General features: G+C 64.2%; 19 protein-coding genes. 12 read left to right on the top strand and 7 right to left on the bottom strand.

From position 1 onward, the window contains the following. Positions 1–17 precede the first annotated feature (17 nt). Positions 18–1,262: a hypothetical protein gene (locus ACFTOW_RS15285; protein ID WP_379917258.1), complete on the top strand. Its 1,245-nt coding sequence runs from the start codon at positions 18–20 to the stop codon at positions 1,260–1,262. Continuing rightward, positions 1,259–2,620 (top strand): cytochrome P450, encoded by a 1,362-nt coding sequence (locus ACFTOW_RS15290; RefSeq protein WP_379917225.1) that lies wholly within the window; start codon positions 1,259–1,261, stop codon positions 2,618–2,620. Before ACFTOW_RS15285 ends, ACFTOW_RS15290 begins: the two co-directional genes overlap by 4 nt. Before the next feature lie 49 nt (positions 2,621–2,669). Here the strand turns inward: ACFTOW_RS15290 and ACFTOW_RS15295 are convergent, their stop codons facing one another. Further along, the gene (locus ACFTOW_RS15295) at positions 2,670–3,320 is read right to left on the bottom strand and encodes a DUF1638 domain-containing protein (RefSeq protein WP_379917227.1); all 651 of its coding nucleotides are present in this window, start codon (positions 3,318–3,320) and stop codon (positions 2,670–2,672) included. A gap of 108 nt (positions 3,321–3,428) precedes the next feature. On the opposite strand from ACFTOW_RS15295, the gene ACFTOW_RS15300 reads away from it, so the two are divergent. Then, complete coding sequence (locus tag ACFTOW_RS15300; RefSeq protein ID WP_379917229.1) at positions 3,429–3,890, top strand: PaaI family thioesterase; 462 nt, start codon at positions 3,429–3,431, stop codon at positions 3,888–3,890. A 38-nt stretch (positions 3,891–3,928) separates the two neighbouring features. Here ACFTOW_RS15300 and ACFTOW_RS15305 read toward each other — a convergent pair whose 3' ends face one another. Next, positions 3,929–4,636, bottom strand: coding sequence for a corrinoid protein (locus ACFTOW_RS15305; RefSeq protein WP_379917231.1), 708 nt, complete (start codon positions 4,634–4,636; stop codon positions 3,929–3,931). Positions 4,637–4,838: 202 nt separating this feature from the next. On the opposite strand from ACFTOW_RS15305, the gene ACFTOW_RS15310 reads away from it, so the two are divergent. Continuing rightward, the gene (locus ACFTOW_RS15310) at positions 4,839–5,942 is read left to right on the top strand and encodes a PA0069 family radical SAM protein (protein WP_379917233.1); all 1,104 of its coding nucleotides are present in this window, start codon (positions 4,839–4,841) and stop codon (positions 5,940–5,942) included. A gap of 6 nt (positions 5,943–5,948) precedes the next feature. Here ACFTOW_RS15310 and bmt read toward each other — a convergent pair whose 3' ends face one another. Beyond that, entirely contained in the window at positions 5,949–6,962 is a 1,014-nt protein-coding gene (gene bmt, locus ACFTOW_RS15315) for a betaine--homocysteine S-methyltransferase (RefSeq protein WP_379917235.1), read from the bottom strand. 148 nt (positions 6,963–7,110) lie between these two features. Then, positions 7,111–7,425, bottom strand: coding sequence for a DUF1476 domain-containing protein (locus ACFTOW_RS15320; protein ID WP_379917237.1), 315 nt, complete (start codon positions 7,423–7,425; stop codon positions 7,111–7,113). A 153-nt stretch (positions 7,426–7,578) separates the two neighbouring features. Here ACFTOW_RS15320 and purC point away from each other — a divergent pair, with 153 nt between their 5' ends. The 6 genes from purC to ACFTOW_RS15350 all read left to right on the top strand — a co-directional run bounded on the left by purC (position 7,579) and on the right by ACFTOW_RS15350 (position 15,582). Beyond that, positions 7,579–8,340, top strand: a complete 762-nt coding sequence (purC, locus tag ACFTOW_RS15325) for a phosphoribosylaminoimidazolesuccinocarboxamide synthase (protein WP_379917260.1) — start codon at positions 7,579–7,581, stop codon at positions 8,338–8,340. 53 nt (positions 8,341–8,393) lie between these two features. Then, a complete protein-coding gene (purS, locus tag ACFTOW_RS15330; RefSeq protein ID WP_379917239.1) occupies positions 8,394–8,624 on the top strand; it encodes a phosphoribosylformylglycinamidine synthase subunit PurS in 231 nt (76 codons plus the stop codon). Next, positions 8,624–9,292 (top strand): phosphoribosylformylglycinamidine synthase subunit PurQ, encoded by a 669-nt coding sequence (purQ, locus tag ACFTOW_RS15335; RefSeq protein WP_379917241.1) that lies wholly within the window; start codon positions 8,624–8,626, stop codon positions 9,290–9,292. Before purS ends, purQ begins: the two co-directional genes overlap by 1 nt. Before the next feature lie 37 nt (positions 9,293–9,329). Further along, entirely contained in the window at positions 9,330–11,096 is a 1,767-nt protein-coding gene (locus ACFTOW_RS15340) for an ATP-binding protein (protein WP_379917244.1), read from the top strand. 8 nt (positions 11,097–11,104) lie between these two features. Next, positions 11,105–12,439: a sigma-54-dependent transcriptional regulator gene (locus ACFTOW_RS15345; RefSeq protein ID WP_379917246.1), complete on the top strand. Its 1,335-nt coding sequence runs from the start codon at positions 11,105–11,107 to the stop codon at positions 12,437–12,439. A gap of 404 nt (positions 12,440–12,843) precedes the next feature. Next, the gene (locus ACFTOW_RS15350; RefSeq protein WP_379917248.1) at positions 12,844–15,582 is read left to right on the top strand and encodes an Rne/Rng family ribonuclease; all 2,739 of its coding nucleotides are present in this window, start codon (positions 12,844–12,846) and stop codon (positions 15,580–15,582) included. Between the two features lie 46 nt (positions 15,583–15,628). Here ACFTOW_RS15350 and ACFTOW_RS15355 read toward each other — a convergent pair whose 3' ends face one another. Further along, positions 15,629–16,087 (bottom strand): hypothetical protein, encoded by a 459-nt coding sequence (locus tag ACFTOW_RS15355; RefSeq protein ID WP_379917250.1) that lies wholly within the window; start codon positions 16,085–16,087, stop codon positions 15,629–15,631. Between the two features lie 475 nt (positions 16,088–16,562). On the opposite strand from ACFTOW_RS15355, the gene ACFTOW_RS15360 reads away from it, so the two are divergent. Then, positions 16,563–20,225 carry a vitamin B12-dependent ribonucleotide reductase gene (locus tag ACFTOW_RS15360; RefSeq protein ID WP_379917252.1) on the top strand — a complete coding sequence of 1,221 codons (3,663 nt, stop codon included), beginning with the start codon at positions 16,563–16,565 and terminating at the stop codon, positions 20,223–20,225. 246 nt (positions 20,226–20,471) lie between these two features. Continuing rightward, positions 20,472–21,173, top strand: coding sequence for a toll/interleukin-1 receptor domain-containing protein (locus tag ACFTOW_RS15365; RefSeq protein WP_379917254.1), 702 nt, complete (start codon positions 20,472–20,474; stop codon positions 21,171–21,173). Between the two features lie 345 nt (positions 21,174–21,518). Here the strand turns inward: ACFTOW_RS15365 and ACFTOW_RS15370 are convergent, their stop codons facing one another. Together ACFTOW_RS15370 and ACFTOW_RS15375 are read right to left on the bottom strand one after the other, a co-directional pair. After that, entirely contained in the window at positions 21,519–21,710 is a 192-nt protein-coding gene (locus ACFTOW_RS15370) for a type II toxin-antitoxin system CcdA family antitoxin (protein WP_379917256.1), read from the bottom strand. A 141-nt stretch (positions 21,711–21,851) separates the two neighbouring features. Next, positions 21,852–22,916, bottom strand: coding sequence for an AAA family ATPase (locus ACFTOW_RS15375; RefSeq protein ID WP_379917262.1), 1,065 nt, complete (start codon positions 22,914–22,916; stop codon positions 21,852–21,854). Between the last annotated feature and the right edge of the window lie 59 nt (positions 22,917–22,975).

The following is a 22,975-nucleotide window of genomic DNA, read 5'->3' on the forward strand; positions in this document are numbered from 1 at the left end:
TCACCCAACATTACAGAATCCAACTCAGGCTCAGACGCAAGCGCGCTCAAACACACCGATCGGCCCAAAAGCGATTCCCCTGCATCCCCGGCTATGACCCGATTCATCCCCGCCGCTATCGCGAGCTCTATCGCAAGGAAGGGGCCGATCAGGCGGCGATCTCGGGCTATGAGCTGGCGCTGCGGCCCCGGCCCAAGGGCGCGGGTCGCTATGGCTGGCATGTGCACGCGCAGATCGACGGGGCGTCGGTGGATGCGGATGTCGAGGTGCTGGTGTGGTCCGATATCGTGCGCGACAGCATGTCGAGCAGCATTCCGGCCACCTATGCGCAGCTTGTCCGCACGGCCTGGGCCTATATCGGGTCGGGCGCGTTGTGGCGGCTGATGCGGTTGCGCAAGGGGCCGGTGATCGCGGCACTCTATCCGATCGGCATGCTGCTGGTGCAACTGGCCGTGGCGCTGGGGCTGGGGGGCTTGGCCCTGTGGGTCGGTGCGGCGCGGGCGGGGCTGGCCGGGGCGCTGGCGGGTGCGGTGATCGGGGCGGGCGTGGCGGTGCTGGTACTGCGCTGGTTCAAGGCGCGTGACGGCAGGTTGTTCGCCTATTACCTGATGCATGATTATGCCTATTCGGCGCAGGCGCGCGGGGCCATTCCCCCCGAGTTGGAGACTCGGATGGCCGAGTTCGGCGCGATCATCGCCGCGGCCTTGCGCGAGGATGTGGATGAGGTGCTGGTGGTGGGCCACAGCTCGGGCGCGCATCTGGCGGTGTCGGTGCTGGCCGACCTGATCCGCGCGGGCAAAGTGCCCGAGGGTGGCCCGGCGCTGGGGTTCCTGAGCCTTGGGCAGGTGGTGCCGATGGTGTCGTTCCTGCCGGATGCGTGGCGGTTGCGGGCCGATCTCGCATATCTTGCACAAAGCGACCGGCTGGCCTGGGTCGATGTGACCGCGCCCGGCGACGGCTGCGCCTTTGCGCTGTGCGACCCGGTGGCGGTGACCGGGGTGGCGCCCGAGGGCAAACGCTGGCCGCTGGTGTTCTCGGCGGCGTTTTCGCAGAGCTTGAGCCCGGAGCGGCAGGCGGCGTTGAAGCGGCGGTATTTCCGGCTGCATTTCCAGTATCTGTGCGCCTTTGACCGGCCCAAGGATTACGACTATTTCCAGATCACTGCCGGGCCGCTGACGCTGGCAAATCGCTATCGCGGCAGGCCCGCATCGAAAAGCCGGATGACGCGGGCGGTGTCGAAATACACCAGCGTGGCGCCATGATGCCGCCCAAGCCTCCTGCGCGACCCGAGCGGGTGTCACTGTGGCGCTATGCGCGGCTGTTCCGGGCCGACATCCTGTCGGCGCAACCTGCCAAGCTCTACCGCGCGTGGATGGCCGAGTTCCGCACGCCGTTCTTCCGATCCTACATGATCAACCAGCCCGAGCTTGTGCGGCTGGTGCTGAAGGAACGGCCGCGCGATTTTCCGAAATCCGACCGGGTGGGCGAGGGGCTGCGCCCGTTGCTGGGCAATTCGGTATTCCTGACGAATGGTGCGCAATGGCAGCGGCAGCGTCGCATCATCGATCCGGCCTTCGAGGGCGGGCGGCTGCGCGATACCTATCCGGCGATGTGGGCGGCGGCGCAGGCCTGTGTCGCGCGGCTGGGCGCGCGCGCGGGCGGCGCGGTCGAGATCGAGGAGGTGACCAGCCATGCCGCCGCCGATGTGATATTCCGCACGCTGTTTTCCATTCCGATCGAGAACGAGACCGCCGCGAAGGTGTTTCACGAGTTCCGCGACTACCAGCGCAGCCAGCCGATCCTGAACCTTGCCGCCTTTGTGCCGCTGCCGCGCTGGATGCCGCGGTTCTTTCGCAGGCGGACCAAGGCGACGGCGCGCGCGATCCGCGGGTTGATCACGCAGCTCACCGCCGCGCGGATGCAGGAGATCGGGGCGGGCACCGCGCCTGACGATCTGGCGACGAAGATCATGACCACCGCTGACCCCGAGACCGGCGCGCGGTTCGACACCGAGGAGATGGTCGATCAGGTGGCGATCTTTTTCCTCGCGGGGCATGAGACCAGCGCCTCGGCCCTGGCTTGGGCGCTGTATCTGCTGGCGCTGTTTCCGGAGTGGCAGGATCGCGTGGCCGAGGAGGCGCAGGCGCTGCAGTCTGGCGATTTCGCCGAGGCCGGGCGGTTGCGCATCAGCCGCGATGTGTTTCGCGAGGCGCTGCGGCTGTATCCGCCGGTGCCGATGATGGTGCGCGAAACAAGCGGCCCCGAAGTGTTGCGCGGCAGGACCGCGCCCAAGGGCAGCCAGATCGTGCTGAGCCCGTGGCACATGCACCGTCACACGCGGTTGTGGGAGCGGCCAGATGATTTCGACCCCGCGCGCTGGCAGACCGAGAACGGCAAGACCTGCGCGCGCGAGGCATACATCCCGTTTTCGGCCGGGGCGCGGGTGTGTCCGGGCGCGGGGTTTGCCATGGTCGAGGGGCCGCTGATCCTGTCGGCGCTGTGCCGCGCGTTCCGGTTCGAACGGATCGAAGGGCGCGATCCGATGCCGGTGGCGCATCTGACGGTGCGGGCGAAGGATGGGATATGGCTGCGGGTGGTGCCGCGTGACGTGAGCGGGTAGGGGGGCGCTGCCCCCCGTCCGCGTGCCGCGGACTCCCCCCGGGATATTTTCAGAGAGAGGAAGCAGGGCGCGGCAGGCTGGCCAGCGCGGTCGCCAGATCGCCGTAGCCGGTGAACCGTCGTTCGAACGCGAGGCCGAGCCGGTCGGCGCAGGTTCGGGCCTTTTCGGTCAGGGCGGGGTCGTCGGTCTGGGCCTGGTAGACAAGTTTCTCGTAGTTCCCGAAATACATCTGGCGCAACTCGGGGTGGTGGTCGAGGCCGAGGGGTTTCCAGACGAAGGCGTCGAATTGCCGGACAAGGAAATCGGTGAGGTAGAAGGCCGTGACTTCGTCTCGGGCGGCGAAGGTGTCTGTGCCCTCATAGAAGCTGTAGCAATGCGGGCCGGCGATCATCCGTACGCCCAGCCGGTCGCAGGCGGTCTGCAACTGGCCGCCGGTGCCGCAATCGGCGTAGACGACAAAGACATCGTCATAGGCGTGGCGGCGTTTTTCCACCGCCTGAACCACGGCATCGGTGATCTGCTCGGGCCGGTTGTGCAGGATCGCGGGCAGGCAGTGCAGGTCGAGATGATCCCAGCCGTTGAGGTCGCGCAGGGCGAGGATCTCGCGGGCCAGCGCGCCGCAGGCGATCAGCAACACGCGGCCCTGGCCGGTGGGGGGCAGGCCGGTCTGGGTGAGTGTCTGGTCGTCGGGCGCTGTCATGCGCGTTCCCTTTCGCGGGCTGGTGCCACTGTGACGCGGCGTTTTGCGCGCGTCGGGTTTGATTGCGACATAGGCTGGCGCACAAGAGGCATCAACCGGGGCAGGACCATGACCGAGACCGCTTTTGTGCCGCGCTGTGCGGATTTCGACACCCGGGTGCGGAGCAGTTTCGACCGGCAGGCGATGATGCGCAGCATGGGCGCCGTACTGGATGAGGTGCTGCCGGGGCATGTTTCCATTTCAATGCCTTATGCGGCAGAGTTCACGCAACAGCACGGGTTTCTGCATGGCGGCGCGGTGGCCAGCGTGCTGGACAGCGCCTGTGGTTATGCCGGGTTTTCGCTGATGGATGCGGAGAGTGCGGTGCTGACGGTGGAGTTCAAGATCAATTTCGTGGCCCCCGCGCAGGGGCAGCGGTTTCGCTTTGCGGCGGATGTGATCAAGCCGGGGCGGACGCTGATCCTGACCGAGGGGCGCGCCCATGCGCTGGCGGAAGATGGCAGCGCGCGACTGATCGCCACGATGACGGCGACCCTGATGGCGGTGCGCGATCGCGGCATCGCGGGGTGATGCCCCCCGCCGTGCGGGCGGGGGGTTTGGTCGCGGTGTCAGTGCGCGGCAACGCCCTGATTGTGCTTGCGCGCCACGTATTGCTTGGCGGTTTCCACGGCCACTGCAGCGTCGCGGCAATAGGCATCGGCGCCGATGGCGCGGCCGAATTCCTCGTTCAACGGGGCGCCGCCCACCAGGACCACGTAATCGTCGCGCCGACCCTGTTCGATCAGCGTGTCGATCACCACTTTCATGTAGGGCATGGTGGTGGTCAACAGGGCGGACATGCCCAGAATGTCGGGCTGATGCTCGTCCAGGGCGGCAAGATAGGCATCGACCGCGTTGTTGATGCCCAGATCGACGACTTCGAAACCCGCGCCTTCCATCATCATGGACACAAGGTTCTTGCCGATGTCATGGATGTCGCCCTTGACCGTGCCGATCACCATCGAACCCATGCGCGGCGCGCCGGTTTCGACCAGCAGCGGCTTGAGGATGCCCATGCCACCCTTCATCGCGTTGGCGGCCAGCAGAACCTCGGGGACGAAGAGGATGCCGTCGCGGAAATCGTTGCCGACGATGGTCATGCCGCCGACCAGCGCCTTGGTCAGGATGTCATAGGGCGTCCAGCCGCGTTCAAGCAGGATGTTGACCGATTCCTCGATCTCTTCCTTCAGGCCATCGTACAGGTCGTCATACATCTGCTGGACGAGTTCGTCGTCATCAAGTTCGGACAGGATGATGTCGTCTTGGTCTTCCGACATTGGATCTTCCTTTGCTGCCGGGCATCCGGCGGTGTCTTTGGCGCAGGTTTCGTCGTTTTGACCGGCGCGCACTGTCTGGATAACGACATAAGCGCTGACGCTTCCGACTTATAGACGCATACGCGCTGCATAATTCGGAAAAATTCTCAGGATGATATCGCGGGCAATTGCAAATGTTCCCTTAATGTTCTTATTTCGGGGCATGACTCGTGATACCACACCCCTTGTTCCCGCCGATCTGCGCCGTGCCCGCGGGGCCGGGCGCAATATTGCGGGCCGGTTCGAGACGCTGGAGCGGGTCGAGATCGGCACCGGATGGGAGGGCGACGGCTGGGACATCCCCGAGCCGCAGGCGGGGTGGCGCACGCAGGTCGCGGTGGAAGAGCCGCGCAGTGCGATCACGCGCAATGCGTCGCCCGATGTGCCGTTCGACCGCTCGTTGAACCCGTACCGGGGGTGTGAACACGGTTGCATCTATTGTTTCGCACGGCCCAGCCACGGCTATCTGGGGCTGTCGCCGGGGCTGGATTTCGAAACCCGGCTGGTGGCGCGGCCCGGGATCTGGCGGGTGCTGGACCGCGAGCTGCGGCGGCGGTCCTATGACGTGGCACCGCTGGCCATCGGAACTAACACCGACGCCTATCAACCGATCGAGGCAAAGTTCAAGGCGATGCGCAAGGTATTGGAAGTGCTGCGCGATTTCCGCCATCCGGTGGGGATCGTCACCAAGGGCACGATGGTGGCGCGCGATCTGGATATCCTTGGGCCGATGGCGGCAAGCGGTCTGGCGCATGTGGGCGTCACGATCACCACGCTGGACCCGGCACTGTCGCGGGCGATGGAACCGCGCGTGCCGCTGCCCGCGCGGCGGCTGGCGCTGATCCGGCAACTGGCCGAGGCGGGCGTGCCTGTGCGGGTGATGGTCAGCCCGGTGATTCCCGGCCTGACCGATCACGAGATCGAGTCGATATTGCAGGCTGCGCGGGACGCCGGCGCGCGGGCGGCAAGCTGGATCATGCTGCGCCTGCCGCATGAGGTGGCCCCGCTGATGGAGGACTGGCTGCACGAGCATGTGCCGGGCCGGGCGGACAAGGTGTTGCGCCGGTTGCGTGAAATGCACGGCGGGCAGATCTATGATGCGCGGTTCGGCCACCGGATGCGCGGGCAGGGCGTGCATGCGCGGATGATCGGGCGGCGGTTCGATCTGGCGGCCAAGCGGCTGGGCTATGACGCGTCGCTGCCTGCGCTGGATTGCAGCCAGTTCGCGGTGCCGATGGGCACGCAGGAGCAGCCCAGCCTGTTCTGACGACGATCAGCCCCGGCGGCGACCACGGCGCTGACGTTTCGGGCCGTCATCTTCGCCGGTGCCATCGGCGGCCGAGGAAAAGCCGCCCAGCACTTCGGTGATCTGGTCCAGCGTGGGGCGCGGGCCGCGCGGCTGGCTTTGCAGGGCCTCGTGCATCTTTTCCAGATGGTCGGGCATGGTGCCGCAGCAGCCGCCGACGATAGTGGCGCCGCAGTCGCGCGCCATCACGGCGTATTCGCCCATCAACTCGGGCGTGCCGTCGTAATGGATGTGACCGTCGTGGTATTTGGGGATGCCCGCGTTGCCCTTGGCGATGATCGGCCGTTCCACGCCCTGCGCGGCAAAGCCCAGCACCGTGCGCAGCAGGTCGGACGCGCCGACTCCGCAGTTCGCGCCAAAGGCCATCGGCGGATTCGGCAGCGCCTCTACCATCGTGACCATGTCGGCGCTGGTCAGACCCATCATCGTGCGGCCTGCGGTGTCAAAGCTCATGGTGCCGCACCAGGGCATGCCGGCCAGGGCAAAGGCCTCGGCGGCGGCGCGGTATTCCTCGGCAGCGGAAATGGTTTCCAGCCACAGGATATCGGCGCCGCCCTCTTTCAGGCCCTCGGCCTGTTCGTGAAAGATTTCGACCGCCAGTTCATGGGTCAGCGGGCCCATTGGGGCAAAGATGTCGCCGGTCGGCCCGACCGAGCCCGCCACCACGACCACGCGCCCCGAGGCATCGGCCACGTCGCGGCCCAGTTCGGCGGCGGTGCGGTTCAGCTCGCGCACGCGGCCTTGGGCATCGTGCAGTTTCAGGCGGCTGGCGTTGCCGCCAAAGCTGTTGGTCAGGAAGATGTCGCTGCCAGCGTCCACGGCGGACTTGTACAGTTTCTTGATCCGGTCGGGGTGATCGGTGTTCCACAGTTCCGGCGCATCGCCGGCCTCAAGCCCCATGTTGAACAGGTTGGTGCCAGTGGCACCGTCGGCCATCAGCCAGTCGCGGGTGTCCAGAAGGCGCGAAAGGGCGTTGGTCATGGGATGCTCCTGCAAATGGGTCTGGCCGGGAAACTCTGACCCCGGGGATTTCAAATCAAACGGTGTGGCGCAAGCGCGAATGCTGCATCATCAAGATGAGCCGCCCGCATGGGCGCGGCCCGCCGGGGCGGTGCCGCGCAACAGACTATCAGTTTTCCTGAAGGATCTGGCCCTTGGCCTTGATCAGCATTTCCGCAGCCTTGGCGCGGATTTCCTCGGCGGTCGTCTTGTCGCCCAGATCGCCCAGCACCTTGCGCACGACATCCTCGTGGCCGGCCTCTTCGAAATCGGCCTTGACCACTTCGCGGGCATAGGCGTCGGCGTCATCGCCGGTCTTGCCCAGCAGGTCGGCGGCCCAGAGACCCAGCAGCTTGTTGGCGCGGGCCTGTGCCTTGAAGGCCATTTCGGCGTCATGGGCGAACTTGTTTTCGAATGCGCTTTCGCGCTCGTCAAAGGTGGACATTGGGCATGATCCCTTGTGTGGCATGGTGTTGGACCTGATATGCCCGCAAGGGGCGCGCGGTGCAAGGGGCGGGTGCGACTTGCGGGGGTGGTCCCCTTACACTAAAGGGAACAAATGTTCGGGGACTCATCCCCGGCGAGCGACGAGGTGGCCATGGCACGGCGCAAGAAAATATACGAAGGCAAGGCCAAGACCCTGTACGAAGGCCCCGAACCGGGCACGATCGTGCAGTATTTCAAGGACGACGCCACGGCCTTCAACGCGGAAAAGCGCGCCACGATCGAGGGCAAGGGCGTGTTGAACAACATGCTGAGCGAGTATTTCATGCTTGGCCTGACAAATGTGGGCATTCCCAACCATTTCATCCGCCGGCTGAACATGCGCGAGCAACTGGTGCGCGCCTGCGAGATCGTGCCGCTGGAAGTGATCGTGCGCAACTATGCCGCCGGGTCCATGGCCAAGCGCCTGGGGATCGAGGAAGGCATGCAACTGCCGCGTCCCATCGTGGAATACTGCCTGAAGGACGACAAGCTGGGCGATCCGCTGGTGACCGAAGAGCATATCGCCGCCTTTGGCTGGGCCAGCCAGCAGGACATGGACGACATCCTGAGCCTCGCCTTGCGGGTCAATGACTTCCTGTCGGGGGTCATGTATGGCGTCGGCATCAAGCTGGTGGATTTCAAGATCGAGGTCGGGCGCGTCTATGACGGCGATTTCATGCGCCTGATCGTCGCCGACGAGATCAGCCCGGACAGCTGCCGGCTGTGGGACATGGAAACCGGGCAGAAGCTGGACAAGGACGTGTTCCGCCGCGATCTGGGCAGCCTGACCGACGCCTATTCCGAGGTGGCGCGCCGTCTGGGCGTGATGCCGCGCGCCAACGCGCCCACCACGAAACCGACGCTGATCAACTGACGGCGCAAACGACAACAGGGCAGGGGCCTGCCCGATGCTATCCGGAGGACGCCATGAAGGCACGGGTCACGGTGATGTTGAAGAACGGGGTTCTGGACCCGCAGGGCGAGGCGGTGCGCCACGCGCTGGGTGCGCTGGGCTTCGACGGGGTCGCCGGCGTGCGTCAGGGCAAGGTGATCGAGCTTGAGCTAGAGGACGGCACGACCGAGGAAACCGTGGTGCAGATGTGCGAAAAGCTGCTGGCGAACACGGTGATCGAAAGCTACCGGGTGGAGATGGCCTGATGCATGCGGCGGTTCTGGTCTTTCCCGGTTCGAACTGCGACCGCGATCTTGCGGTGGCCTTCGAGCGCGCGGGCGCGCAGGTCAGCATGGTCTGGCACAAGGACACCGGCCTGCCCGATGGCGTGGATATCGTGGGAATTCCGGGCGGATTTTCCTATGGCGATTACCTGCGCTGCGGGGCGATCGCGGCCAATTCACCGATCTGCGGCGCGCTGAAGGCGCATGTGGACCGGGGCGGCTTTGCGCTGGGGGTCTGCAACGGCTTTCAGGTGCTGACGGAAACCCGGCTGCTGCCCGGCGCGCTGCGGCGCAATGCGGGGCTGAAATACATCTGCAAGCCGGTGGCCCTGCGGGTCGAGACCGCCGACAGCGCGTTCACCGCCGGTTATGCGCAGGGTGACGAGATCACGGTGCCGATCGCGCATCATGACGGCAATTACTATGTCGATGAGTTGACGCTGAACGCGCTGCGCGATCAGGACCGGGTGGCGTTTCGCTATGTCTACAATCCCAACGACTCGGTCGATGACATTGCGGGTGTGTTGTCGGAAAACCGCCGTGTGCTGGGGATGATGCCGCATCCCGAACGCATGGCCGAGGCGGCCCATGGCGGCACCGACGGGCAGGCGATGTTTCGCGCATTGATGGATCAGCTTGCCACGGCGTGACTTGAGCGGCGCGCAGGCGCGGCGTAGATTGCTTCGCATGGCGCATCTACCTGTTCAGCTTCCCTCCGGCACGCGCGCGGTCAGTTGGCGCGCGCGCATGGCGTTGTTTGCGCTGATGGTGCTGGCGGTGGCGACGGTGGCCACGACCAATGTGCTGCTGACGGACCGCTTTACCGAGAACACCCGCAACCGGGCCGAACTGCGGCTGGCGCTGTATTCCGGCAACCTGCTGTCCGAGCTGCGGCGCAATTCGATCGTGCCGCAGCTGCTGGCGCGCGATCCCGCGCTGATCGGGGCGCTGTCGTCGGGTGACTACTCGATGTCGACGCAGCGGCTGATTTCCTTCGTGGACGAGATTGGGGCGGCGTCGCTGATGTTGCTGGACGAAGACGGGCGCGCCGTGGCCACCACCGATCGCAACCGGCTGGGCAGCATGCACCGCTCGGACCCGTATTTCGTCGATGCCGTCCGGTCCTCGGGCACGGTGTTCACCGTGATGCAGCGTGAAAGCGGGGCCTATGTGTTCGTCTATTCCCGCCGGGTCGAGGACCGCGGCAGCGTTCTGGGCGTGATCCTGGTCGAGGTCGATCTGGCCAAGTTCGAACGCGCCTGGGCGGGGATTTCGGATGCGGTGGTGGTGACCGACAGCAGCGATACGATCATCCTGGCGACCGAGCCGCGCTGGCGCGGCCTGACCGAGGTCGAGGCGCTGGCGCATGAGCCCGCGCGCAGCGCGATCCAGCGCGCGATCGAGGCGACGGCCGACTGGACGACCCTGCCAGCCGATGCCTATGTGCAGGGCGAGGCGGTGATGCGGATGGAAACCCGCATCCCGTTCCGGGGCTGGAAGATGACCAGCTATACCACCTATGCCAGCGTGCGCGAAAAGGTGAACGGTTTTCTGGCGCTGGAAATCATGGGATTCGCGATCCTGCTGGCGCTGGCGTTCTATTTCCTCAGCCGCAAGAACGCGGTGCGCATGGCGCTGTTTCAGCGCGAGTCGGCGGACCTTCGCGCATTGAACGCGCGCTTGCAGCGGGAAATCGCCGAGCGCGAGCGGGTGCAGAAAAACCTTGCGGTGGCTGAACAGACGCTGGCGCAAAGCAGCAAGCTGGCGGTTCTGGGCGAGATGTCGGCGGCTGTGAGCCACGAGCTGAACCAGCCTCTGGCGGCGATGAAGACCTACCTCGCCGGTGCCCGCCTGCTGCTGCGCCGCAACCGCCCCGAAGAGGCGCTGTCATCGTTCCAGCGCATCGATGACCTGATCGAGCGGATGGGCGCGATCACCAAGCAGCTCAAATCCTATGCCCGCAAGGGATCCGAGGAGTTTGTGCCTGTTAACATGGGGGATGCACTGGCTTCGGCGCTGTCGATGATGGAGCCGCAGCTCAAACTGCGCCAGATCAAGATCAGCCGTGCGATCCCGTCCGAGCCGGTGATGGTGATGGGCGACCGGGTGCGGATCGAGCAGGTGATGATCAACCTGCTGCGCAACGCCATCGACGCCATCGGCGGTGTTGATGCGCCCGAGATCGACCTTATCCTGGCCGCGGGCGAGACCGCCACCCTGACCGTGCGCGACAATGGCACCGGGATCAGCGACCTCAACAAGCTGTTCGAACCTTTCTTTACCACCAAGACGGCGGGTGACGGCGTGGGGCTGGGGCTTGCCATTTCCTCGGGTATCGTGTCCGACCTTGGCGGGCGCCTGACCGCGCGCAATGCCGAAGGCGGCGGCGCGGTGTTCGAGGTGCAGCTGCCGATCCTTGGGGAGCACAACAAAGATATAGAAGCCGCGGAGTAAAGCAGCCCATGTCAAAAGCCATGAAGATTGCCATCATCGATGATGAAAAGGATATGCGCCAGTCGATCAGCCAGTGGCTGGCGTTGTCGGGCTATGACACCGAAACATTCGCCAGCGCCGAAGAGGCGCTGAAAGCGCTTGGGCCGGATTATCCGGGCATCGTGATTTCCGACATCAAGATGCCGGGCATGGACGGTATGCAATTTCTGAAAAAGCTGATGGGCACGGACAGCGCGCTGCCGGTGATCATGATCACCGGCCATGGTGATGTGCCCATGGCGGTCGAGGCGATGCGCGTCGGTGCCTATGACTTTCTGGAAAAGCCGTTCAACCCCGACCGCATGACCGAACTGGCCAAGAAGGCGGCCAATGCGCGCCGCCTGACGCTGGACAACCGCGCGCTGCGCCGCGAACTGTCGGACGGTGGCCAGATCATGAAAAAGCTGATCGGTCAAAGCCCGGTGATGGAGCGCCTGCGCGAGGACATCCTCGATCTGGGGCAGGCCGATGGTCATGTGCTGATCGACGGCGAAACCGGCACCGGCAAGACGCTCGTGGCCCATGCGCTGCATGCGGTGGGCGCGCGGGCGGGCAAGAAATTCGTGCTGATGTCCTGCGCCGCCTATGAAGAGGACGCGCTGACCAAGCGCCTGTTCGGCCCGATGCAGCCCGAGGACAGCCGCCTGCCGGCGGTCGAAGAGGCGCGCGGCGGCACGCTGGTTCTGGAGGATGTGGAATCGCTGCCCGATACGTTGCAGGCCCGCCTGCTGAGCATGATGAACGAGCAGGGCACCCCGGCCGAAACCCGGATCGTGGCGATCTCGAACCTGCAGCAGCAGGACAAGACGCTTGAGGATGTGCTGCGCCCGGATCTGTTTTACCGGCTGGCGGCCCTGCGCATCACCTTGCCGCCGCTGCGCCAGCGCGGCGAGGATATCCTGACCCTGTTCACCCGGCTGTCGGAACAGTTCGCCGAGGAATACGGCTGTGACGCGCCCAATGTCAGCGCGCAGGAGGCCGCGCAACTGTTGCAGGCCCCGTGGCTCGGCAACGTGCGCCAGTTGATCAACGTGGCCGAGCGCGCGGTGCTGCAATCGCGGCGCGGGCAGGGGACCATCGCGTCGCTGCTGATGGCCGATCACGACGACATGCAACCGGTGATGACGACCGAAGGCAAGCCGCTGAAGGAATATGTCGAGGCTTTCGAACGGATGCTGATCGACAACACCATGCGGCGGCACAAGGGCTCGATCCAAGCGGTTATGGACGAGCTGTGCCTGCCGCGCCGGACATTGAACGAAAAAATGGCCAAATACAGCCTGCAACGGGGTGATTACCTGTAGCCACAAGGCGTGGCGCATTTTCCCCATTGTAATGTGTCACCCGCAGGCTTTATGCTCGACAAACGGCAGAGGCACCCTGTGCCCGCCGCGAGAGTTTCGCTGTTTCAGACATATGCCCGACACTATCCGGCTGGCCTGAACAGACCGATCAGGTCCGGTGACGGACCAAGTAACAGCCCGGTGCAGGCCCCTGGCCGCGATCCGGGCGAACAACAGGCGTCACGCGACAAATGCGCGGCGTTGGAGAAGAAACGCGATGAGGCGCGAGGTGGCATCAAGAACCAGAGCAGGCAGTCTTGCCTGGCCCAGAACGTTGCCCACGCCCGACTTCGCCCTGACAGACACGCCCCCGACACGACGCGCGCCCAAGGGCCGCGGCGGACGCGCGCGTGCATACGGATATCATGGCCAACAAAATGCTTATCGATGCCACCCACGCCGAGGAGACTCGGGTTGTGGTGGTCGACGGAAACAAGGTCGAGGAATTTGACTTTGAATCGGAAAACAAACGCCAGCTTGCCGGCAACATCTACCTGGCAAAGGTAACACGGGTCGAACCCTCGCTTCAGGCGGCCTTTGTGGATTACGGCGGAAACCGTCACGGGTTCCTGGCGTTCTCGGAAATTCATCCCGACTATTACCAGATCCCTGTTGCCGACCGCGAGGCGCTGATGGAGGAAGAGCGCGCCTATGTCGAGGCACAGCGCGCCCGCGACGAGGAAGACGAGAAGCCAAAGTCGCGCCGGTCGTCGTCGCGTGCGTCTTCGCGGGCGGAAAAGACCACCAGCGATGATGCGGTGATCGCGCAGGATGCTGACGGGTCCGAGATATCGGGCATGGAAACCATCGATCTGGATGACGACGAGGTGCCCGAGGGCATGTCGCCGATGGAAACCGTGGGTGAAACCCCGGTCGAGGAACCGCAGGACGAAGGGCGGTTCGACTTTGACGATGATGACAGCGACGATACCGAAACCGTCGAGAAGGACACCACGATCGAATCCGTGGCGGATGATGACGATGTCGAAGACATCCGCCCGCCGCGCAAGCCGCGCCCGCGCCGCTACAAGATTCAGGAAGTGGTCAAGGTGCGCCAGATCATGCTGGTGCAGGTCGTCAAGGAAGAGCGCGGCAACAAGGGTGCTGCGCTGACCACCTATCTGTCGCTGGCGGGCCGCTATTGCGTGCTGATGCCAAACACGGCGCGCGGGGGCGGTATCAGCCGCAAGATCACCAATGCGGTGGACCGCAAGAAGCTGAAGGAAATCGCGCAGGAAATCGACGTACCGACCGGCGCGGGGCTGATCGTGCGCACCGCCGGGGCCAAGCGCACCAAGGCCGAGATCAAGCGCGATTACGAATACCTGCAACGCCTGTGGGAACAGATCCGCGAGCTGACGCTGAAATCCATCGCGCCCGCCAAGATCTATGAAGAGGGCGACCTGATCAAACGCTCGATCCGCGACCTCTACAGTCGTGATATCGACGAGGTTCTGGTCGAGGGCGAGCGCGGCTATCGCATCGCCAAGGACTTCATGAAGATGATCATGCCGTCTCACGCGGTGAACGTGAAACCCTATCGCGAAAGCCTGCCACTGTTCGCACGCTATCAGGTCGAAAGCTACCTGAGCAGCATGTTCAACCCGACGGTGCAGCTGAAATCCGGCGGCTACATCGTGATCGGCGTGACCGAGGCGCTGGTGGCGGTCGACGTGAACTCGGGCCGGGCCACCAAGGAAGGCTCGATCGAGGAAACCGCCCTCAAGACCAACCTCGAGGCCGCCGAAGAGGTGGCGCGGCAGATGCGTCTGCGCGACCTGGCCGGTCTGATCGTGATCGATTTCATCGACATGGACGAGCGCAAGAACAACGCTGCCGTCGAGAAGCGCCTGAAGGACAAGCTGAAAACCGACCGTGCGCGGATTCAGGTGGGGCGGATCAGCGGTTTCGGCCTGCTGGAGATGAGCCGCCAGCGCCTGCGCCCAGGCATGATCGAGGCGACAACGCAGCCTTGCCCGCATTGTCATGGCACCGGGCTGATCCGGTCGGATGACAACCTGGCCCTGTCGATCCTGCGCCAGATCGAGGAGGAAGGCACGCGCCGCCGTTCGCGCGAGGTGCTGGTCAAGGCCCCGGTGTCGATCGCGAATTACCTGATGAACTTCAAGCGCGAACACGTGGCCCAGATCGAGGCGCGCTATGGCATGGCGGTGCGGATCGAAGGTGATCCGATGCTGATCAGCCCCGATTTCAGCCTTGAGAAGTTCAAGACCGCAACCCGTGTCGTCTCCGAGGTCGCACCCGTGGTGTCGGTTGATACATCGCTGATGGATCAGGTGGACGAAGCAGTCGTTCCCGAGGAAGACGAAGTGGAGGCGGTGGCCGAGGCCCCGGAGGCCCGCGAGCCGCGCGAGGACTCCGAGGACGATCAGAAGCCCAAAAAGCGGCGTCGCCGTCGGCGGTCGCGCCGGTCGAAATCGTCGCGCGATGATCAGGATCGGTCGGAGTCGGAGTCGGAGTCGGAAAATGACACCGACGACGAGCAGGATGCTCAGTCCAGGGAGTCGGTCGCGGCAAAGCCCGAAGCCGAGGCTGCCGAGGCAGCCGCACCCGTTCAGGACACTGTGCAGGACAGCCCGGCCGAAGTGACCGAGACCGAGGAAGCGCCGAAACCGGCCCCCAAGCCGCGCAGCCCACGCAGCCGCAAGAAGCCCGAGCCGCAAGAGGCCGCCGAGACTGCTGAGGCAGAAGCCGGCGAGGTGGCGACGACAGAGGAAAAGCCCAAGACCACGGCGCGCAAGCCGTCGACCAGCACCCGGTCGCGCAGCACAAGCGCCAAGGCCAAGAAAGAGGCCGAGGAAAAGGCCGCTGCCGAAGAGGCGTCGTCGGCTTTCGTTGCACAGGCGGCGACCGAAGCGCCGCAGCCTGAACCGGCCTCCGAGCCGCAGGTCGCAGCAGCGGAACCCCCGCAGCCCGAGCCCGAGGCCCCAAAACCCGAGCCCGAGCAGCCAGCCCCTGCCGCGGCTGAAACGCCTGCCCCTGAAAAGGCTCCGGCGATGGCCGAAACCGCAGCCTCGGAGGTGGAAGAGGATGACGACGACGGTAAGCCCAAGCGCCGCGGCTGGTGGTCGCTGGGTCGCTGAGCGGTCTGATCTGAATGAAAGCGGCCCCCTGTGTGGGGCCGTTTTTTTATGGCGCTACGGGGGTGCCGCCCAGCCGGGTCAGCATCTGGCGCATTTTGCGATCCACCGCAGGATCGGGATAGATCACATGGACTTCGCGCCCGTCGCGCTGGGGCACGGAGATGAAGGCCGACGCCTCGATGATCATGGCGGTGCTGTCGGTGCTACGCGACTGGAACCGGATCACGCTTTCGGGCAGGGCATCGATGGTGCCGTCATAGCGCAGGATCGCGCCCGCCGCGCCCTCGGGAGGCAGCAGGCGGCGGCATTCGATGCGATCTGACGAGGGGCGCACCACGCGCTCGCCCGGGCCGGAACAGGCCAGCGGCACGGCGGCATAAAGCTGCGTTGGTGTGGTCGCGAACTGCATCGAGACGGGGGCCGCCGGGTCACGGGCAGGCTGCGTGGCCGCGCACCCGGCCAGTGACAGCACCGCGAGGCCGAAAAAGAATCGTTTGGTTCCCAAGATGTGGTGCCTCCGTCTGATCTTGCCCGCCACATAGGCGATTGCGCGCAGACCTGTTGCATTTTGGTGCGGTCTGTTGGGCACTCTTCCGTCGCTCAAGCCATGTCCCAAAAGTGTCGGATAAAGCCGTACCGTTCAACGCTTTTCGGCACTTATACCTGCCTTGCACACAGAGTTGTTCACAACGCGGCGGCAGGCGTTGAATCACTCGTTTGCGCCCTGCGTCCCCGTCAACCGATTTTTTGCCCGGCGGGGCGTGCATTTTCCGTTGACCCGTGGGGCGGAAATACGCCAAGTTGTGCTGGCCGATGGCGCGGGACACAATATGTGGTGTCAGGCTGGGCGGGGACAGAGAAAACCAAAGCAAGTCGGAATTCAGCCGACCCTTACCGCGCAAGCGTATTTGCGTGACCTGCCCCCGACTGCCCTTAAGCGCTGGCTTGGACAAAAACGGCTGTAGAATGGGGCAGTTTCTATGAAAATTGAAAGAAAATTCACGCAAGCAGGGCAAGACGCATATGCGGAGCTGGATTTCGTCGCCACGACATCCGAGATCCGCAACCCGGACGGCACCGTTGTGTTCCGTCTGGACGCGGTCGAAGTGCCCGGCAAGTGGAGCCAGGTTGCCAGCGATGTCATCGCGCAGAAATATTTCCGGAAGGCCGGTGTGCCCGCCAAGCTGACGCGCGTTCCTGAAAAGGATGTGCCCGAGTTCCTGTGGCGCTCGGTTCCGGCCAAGGACAATACCGAGTTCGGCGGCGAAACCTCGTCCAAGCAGGTGTTCGACCGTCTGGCCGGGGCCTGGGCCTATTGGGGCTGGAAAGGTGGCTATTTCACCACCGAGGAAGACGCGCGCGCCTATTTCGACGAAATGCGCCACATGCTGGCCGCGCAGCGGGCGGCCCCCAATAGCCCGCAGTGGTTCAACACCGGTCTGCATTGGGCTTACGGCATCGACGGTCCCAGCCAGGGGCATTACTATGTCGATTACCAGACCGGCAAGCTGACAAAATCCACCAGCGCCTATGAGCATCCGCAGCCTCATGCCTGCTTTATCCAGTCGGTTGCCGATGATCTGGTGGGTGATGGTGGCATCATGGATCTGTGGGTGCGCGAGGCGCGGCTGTTCAAATACGGCTCGGGCACCGGCACCAACTTTTCCAGCCTGCGGGCCGAAGGGGAAAAGCTGTCGGGCGGCGGCAAATCCAGCGGCCTGATGGGGTTCCTGAAGATCGGTGACCGTGCCGCGGGCGCGATCAAGTCAGGCGGCACCACGCGCCGCGCGGCCAAGATGGTGATCTGCGACGTGGACCACCCCGACATCCAGGAATTCGTGAACTGGAAGGTCAAGGAAGAGCAGAAGGTCGCCAGCATCGTCGCGGGCAGCAAGATGCACGAGTTGAGGCTGAACGAGATCTTCGCCGCCATCCGCCAGTGGGATGGCAGCAGCGAGGACGCGGTGGATCCGACCAGAAATGCCGCGCTGAAATCCGCGATCCGCAGCGCCAAGAAATCGGCCATCCCCGAGCCCTATGTCAAGCGCGTGCTGGATTATGCCAAGCAGGGCTATGACAGCATCGAATTCCCGACCTATGACACCGACTGGGATTCCGAGGCTTACGCGAGCGTATCCGGCCAGAACTCCAACAACTCGGTCCGGGTGACCGATGCGTTCCTCAAGGCCGTGCAGGACGATGCCGACTGGGAGCTGTTGCGCCGCACCGACGGGGGCGTGGCCAAGACGCTGAAGGCGCGCCAGTTGTGGGAAGACATCGGTCATGCCGCATGGTCCTGCGCCGATCCGGGCATCCAGTATCACGACACGGTCAACGCCTGGCACACCTGCCCCGAGGACGGGGCGATCCGCGGCTCGAACCCGTGCTCGGAATACATGTTCCTGGACGATACCGCCTGCAACCTGGCCTCGATGAACCTGCTGACCTTCTACAGGGACGGCGCGTTTCAGGTCGAGGACTACATGCACGCGATCCGGCTGTGGACACTGACGCTGGAAATCAGCGTGATGATGGCGCAGTTCCCGTCGAAAGAGATCGCGCAGCGGTCGTTCGACTTCCGCACGCTGGGGCTGGGCTATGCCAACATCGGCGGTCTGCTGATGAACATGGGCCTGGGCTATGACAGCGACGAAGGCCGCGCCCTGACCGGTGCCCTGACCGCGATCATGACCGGCGTATCCTATGCCACCAGCGCCGAAATTGCCGGCGAGCTGGGCGCGTTCTCGGGCTACAAGCGCAACGCCAAACACATGCTTCGCGTGATCCGCAACCACCGCAACGCCGCCTATGGCGCGACCGACGGCTATGACGGGCTGGATATCAAACCCGTCGCGCTGGACCACGCCAATTGCCCCGATGCGCGGCTGGTCGAGATCGCCAAGTCGTCCTGGGACGAGGCGCTGCGCCTTGGCAAGAAGCACGGGTTCCGCAACGCGCAGACCTCGGTGATCGCGCCCACCGGCACGATCGGGCTGGTGATGGATTGCGACACCACCGGGATCGAGCCGGATTTCGCGCTGGTCAAGTTCAAGAAGCTGGCAGGCGGCGGCTATTTCAAGATCATCAACCAATCGGTGCCTGCCGCGCTGGAAAAGCTGGGCTATGGCAGCGCGCAGATCGAAGAGATCATCGCCTATGCCGTGGGTCACGCCAGCCTCGGGCAGGCACCGGCGATCAACCACAGCACGCTTGTTGCCAAGGGGTTCGGCCCCAACGAGCTGGACAAGATCGAAAGCGCGCTGGCCGCCGCCTTTGACATCCGCTTCGTGTTCAACCAGTGGACCCTGGGCGAGGCGTTCTGCACCAACGTGCTGGGCATCCCGGCGGACAAGCTGAACGATCCCGGCTTTGACCTGCTGCGCCAGCTTGGCTTTTCCAAGGCCGATATCGACGCGGCAAACGATCATGTCTGTGGCACCATGACGCTGGAAGGCGCGCCGCATCTGGACCCGGCGCATTACCACATCTTCGATTGCGCCAACCCCTGCGGCAAGCGCGGCACGCGCTACCTGTCGGTCAACAGCCATATCGACATGATGGCGGCGGCGCAGTCGTTCATCTCGGGCGCGATCTCCAAGACGATCAACATGCCCAACGATGCGACGATCGCGGACTGTCAGGCGGCATACGAGCGGTCGTGGCAGATGGGCATCAAGGCGAACGCGCTGTATCGCGACGGCTCGAAACTGTCGCAGCCTCTGGCCAGCGCGCTGGTCGAGGATGACGACGAGGCGGCCGAGATCATGGAAAGCGGCAGCCAGCAGGAAAAGGCCGCCGTGCTGGCCGAAAAGATCATCGAGAAGGTGGTGATCAAGGAGATCGTGCGCAGCCATCGCGACAAGATGCCCGACCGGCGCAAGGGCTATACCCAGAAGGCGGTTGTCGGCGGGCACAAGGTGTATCTGCGCACCGGCGAATATGCCGACGGGCAACTGGGCGAAATCTTCATCGACATGCACAAGGAAGGTGCGGGTTTCCGCGCGATGATGAACAATTTTGCCATCGCCGTGTCTGTGGGCCTGCAATACGGTGTGCCGCTGGAGGAGTTCGTGGACGCCTTCACCTTCACCAAGTTCGAGCCCGCAGGGCTGGTGCAGGGCAATGACAGCATCAAGAACGCGACCTCGATCCTGGATTACATCTTCCGCGAACTGGCGGTCAGCTATCTGGATCGCACCGACCTGGCCCATGTGAAACCGTCGGGGGCCAGCTTTGACGATCTGGGCCGCGGCGAAGAGGAAGGCGTGTCCAACGTCCGCGAGATCAGCGAAACCGCCGCCTCGCGCTCGCTCGAAGTGCTGAAACAGATCAGCTCGACCGGGTATCTGCGCAAGCGTCTGCCGCAGGAGCTGGTCGTGCTGAACGGCGGTCACGGCATGGCCACGGGTACCGATCCCATGGGCGCGCTGCACAGCCTTGTGCCGGAAACGGTGGGCGGTACGACGACCCTGACCAGCACCACCACCGTGGCCAGCGGCGCGGTGAGCATGGACGCGCGCACCAAGGCCCGGATGCAGGGGTTCGAGGGCGAAGCCTGCGGCGATTGCGGCAACTACACGCTGGTGCGCAACGGCACCTGCATGAAGTGCAACACCTGCGGCGCGACAAGCGGGTGTAGCTGAGGAGGGCGTAGTTCATGATGTCCCTGAGGTCATAGTTCTTCCCGATTGGGCGGAAAAATCCTCCCGTTCAGGGCAAAATTCCTCCGGGACTGAAAGCAGGCAAGGATCGGCCAGTAATTATTCTTTTTGGGGCTGGCCGATCTCATACCACGACCGACCCCATTGCCGTGTTACTGAAGGCGCCCATGGGCGAGGTAAGAATATAGCGATAAGCTTGAATTATTTCGTGTTTGTGAGGACCTGACTATGGCCAGATGCACCGCACCTCGAGAAGGCCACCGTTCAGCGGCAGCCGCCGCAAAATGTCCAGCTTGCAGGGGGCGCTATGGTCGGTCGTCCGGATACGGAAGTTATGGACATTATCCATCCACAGCTTACTCGGGTCCAGCACGCACGGCGATAGCGGCGAGCAGTTCAACGAGAACCGGTGGTAGCGGCAAGCCGAAGTGGTCTCGCTCTGGCTCGTCTGTTGTTTATACCGACCTTCAAATTCGTTCCCTTACGCCTATTCGCGAAAGCGTTGAGGCACGCGCTACACAAGATCTGCGCGACGTGTTCTTGTGCCACGCTTGGGACGATCGCTCGGGAGCTGCTAAGGAGCTCCATGATCTTCTCGAGGGGAAAGGGGTGAAAGTCTGGTTCAGCGAAAAGGCCGTGGGGTTGGGCGTGCCGCTGATGCGAGCCATCGACAAGGGGCTCGCAAATTCCCGGATCGGTATCGTGCTAGTGACGCCTGCGCTACTAAGGCGGCTCCCGTCTGAAGGTATCGCCGACAAAGAGTTATCGGCTCTGCTCGCAGGTGAACGGCTCGTTCCGATCGTGCACCAGACCACCTATGAAACGCTGCGTAATGTAAGTCCGCTGCTTGCGGCACGAAGTGGGCTCAGCACAGCTGAAGAAACGATGGCGCAGGTGGCTGAAAAACTGGCGGAACTGGTCTCCGTGTGACGAATTTCTAGCTGTCGCCTTTGTCCTCGGACCGATGCTTGATCTTCCGCATGTATTTCGCCGGTATGCCGATCTCTCCCTTTTTGAAGCCTCTGAACACTAGTTTTTCTGCTGGAGCTGGGACGGGGTGACCTCACCCATCCGAAGGCGTTCTTCGTCCCTTTTGCGAGACCGGGCTTTCGCTGCGGCGCGGTTCTTGAACAGGTCTGACTTGTTGGCCTCCGTGGGCTGCTTATCGATGTATAATAGAGAACCCCAGTTGCGACTTTTCGTTTGAATGGTCGAACCGGGCCCGGTCGTCGGTAAACGGAAGCGACCCCGCAGCGTGCAAGGGCGCGTGGTCGGCTACGTCTCCCCGGTGCTGGATCCTGTCCCGTCGCCTTCGCGGTCCTCGGCCCGGTCCGCTTGTCGCCGGAGGCGTTCGGCCGCCACTTCCCGGCGCAGCTCGGCTTCGACGATGCGGGACATGTTGAGCCCCAGACGACGGGCCTCATCCACCAGATCGGCGCTTAGCGTCACGCTTACCTTGACCCGCATCAGACGCCTCCCGGGGCTTGATTGCCCGCTGTCCGGCAGGGGTGATGCCGCAGGTGCATTCGAACACCCCGAGGCGAACGCCCGGCTTCGACAGATTCCGAGCGGTTCGCTCCCGAAGTTTTCCGGGGGTGGGCGACCCGATCACGCATCGTGACCACCTACAGGCTGCGCCTCGCTGTCAGCCAGGACTTCCATTCCGTCCAGCAGCCCCGCCAAGGCGGCGCCGTCGAGTTCGCGGTGTTCAAGGAGCGCGTCAGCGATCCGCTCGACCGCCCCGCGATGCTGGACGATGATCTTACGCGCTTCCTTCTGCCCGGCCCGGAGCCGGTCTTCGACCCGGTCCCGCACCGTGGCCGGCAGCAGGGTGATCGGGGTGTCCGGAGAGATCCAGCATAGGTCTGGGCCGAAGCCGAACGCGCACTCGGCGCGGATGCCGAGGGAGGTGGCTTGCGCGAGGTCGCTGGCGGAGCCAGTCCCGGCTCCGCTGGTCACGTCGCCGAAGAGGATGTCCTCAGCTTCCCGCCCGGCGAGGACCGCCGCGATCATCCCCCTGATGTCCCGAGCCGTCATAGCGTTCAGATGCGGTCGGACGACTTCCCCGCCGCGAGGGCTGATCCGTGCCAGCGTCGCGGCGGGAAGACCGATCGCGTGACCGGCGACCACATGGGCCGCTTCATGGACCGCGACGCGCCGCATCAGCGCGTCACCGAGCTGCGGCTGTGCGCGGTCGGCCGCCGCCTGAAGGTCCTTGAGCGCGAGATCCCGCCCGGCCTTGCGCGCACTGGTCCGGGCGTCACGGAGGAGCGCCGCGACCTCGGCGCCGGACAGGCCGACAAGTTGTGCGGACACGCGGTCGAGGTCCGGTCCCGGGATCACGCCCGCCACGGCGGCCGACAGCATCGCCGTGATGCCAGACCGGATCGGGCGACCTACCCGGATATGTCGATCGAACCGGCCGGCTCTGACAACCGCCGGATCCACGCGCTCTGGATCGTTGGTCGCGGCTACGAGAACCACGCCTTCGGTCGCAGAGAGGGCGTCAATCAGCGTGAGAAGTCCGTTGACCATGCCGATCACATAACCATTAGTAGACTGATCTCTATTGTAAAAACTATCCACCTCATCGAGGAAGAATACGGATGGGCGGCCTCCCTTAGCCTGCTCGGCGGCGGCATTGAGCGCCTTCTGTAGCGCGACAAACTTGATGAGAAGAGCGCGTCAATCAGGATGAGAATCCTTGGTCGCGACGCTTGAGAAGATGCCGC

Source organism: Lacimonas salitolerans (assembly GCF_042677865.1).
Classification (GTDB): Bacteria; Pseudomonadota; Alphaproteobacteria; order Rhodobacterales; family Rhodobacteraceae; genus Lutimaribacter; species Lutimaribacter salitolerans.

Excerpts from the sequence above, each read along its gene's own strand:
- ACFTOW_RS15290 (WP_379917225.1), top strand. The coding sequence starts at position 1,259 with ATGATGCCGCCCAAGCCTCCTGCGCGACCCGAGCGGGTGTCACTGTGG.
- ACFTOW_RS15295 (WP_379917227.1), bottom strand. The coding sequence starts at position 3,320 with ATGACAGCGCCCGACGACCAGACACTCACCCAGACCGGCCTGCCCCCC.
- ACFTOW_RS15300 (WP_379917229.1), top strand. The coding sequence starts at position 3,429 with ATGACCGAGACCGCTTTTGTGCCGCGCTGTGCGGATTTCGACACCCGG.
- ACFTOW_RS15305 (WP_379917231.1), bottom strand. The coding sequence starts at position 4,636 with ATGTCGGAAGACCAAGACGACATCATCCTGTCCGAACTTGATGACGAC.
- ACFTOW_RS15310 (WP_379917233.1), top strand. The coding sequence starts at position 4,839 with ATGACTCGTGATACCACACCCCTTGTTCCCGCCGATCTGCGCCGTGCC.
- bmt (WP_379917235.1), bottom strand. The coding sequence starts at position 6,962 with ATGACCAACGCCCTTTCGCGCCTTCTGGACACCCGCGACTGGCTGATG.
- ACFTOW_RS15320 (WP_379917237.1), bottom strand. The coding sequence starts at position 7,425 with ATGTCCACCTTTGACGAGCGCGAAAGCGCATTCGAAAACAAGTTCGCC.
- purC (WP_379917260.1), top strand. The coding sequence starts at position 7,579 with ATGGCACGGCGCAAGAAAATATACGAAGGCAAGGCCAAGACCCTGTAC.
- purS (WP_379917239.1), top strand. The coding sequence starts at position 8,394 with ATGAAGGCACGGGTCACGGTGATGTTGAAGAACGGGGTTCTGGACCCG.
- purQ (WP_379917241.1), top strand. The coding sequence starts at position 8,624 with ATGCATGCGGCGGTTCTGGTCTTTCCCGGTTCGAACTGCGACCGCGAT.
- ACFTOW_RS15340 (WP_379917244.1), top strand. The coding sequence starts at position 9,330 with ATGGCGCATCTACCTGTTCAGCTTCCCTCCGGCACGCGCGCGGTCAGT.
- ACFTOW_RS15345 (WP_379917246.1), top strand. The coding sequence starts at position 11,105 with ATGTCAAAAGCCATGAAGATTGCCATCATCGATGATGAAAAGGATATG.
- ACFTOW_RS15350 (WP_379917248.1), top strand. The coding sequence starts at position 12,844 with ATGGCCAACAAAATGCTTATCGATGCCACCCACGCCGAGGAGACTCGG.
- ACFTOW_RS15360 (WP_379917252.1), top strand. The coding sequence starts at position 16,563 with ATGAAAATTGAAAGAAAATTCACGCAAGCAGGGCAAGACGCATATGCG.
- ACFTOW_RS15365 (WP_379917254.1), top strand. The coding sequence starts at position 20,472 with ATGGCCAGATGCACCGCACCTCGAGAAGGCCACCGTTCAGCGGCAGCC.
- ACFTOW_RS15370 (WP_379917256.1), bottom strand. The coding sequence starts at position 21,710 with ATGCGGGTCAAGGTAAGCGTGACGCTAAGCGCCGATCTGGTGGATGAG.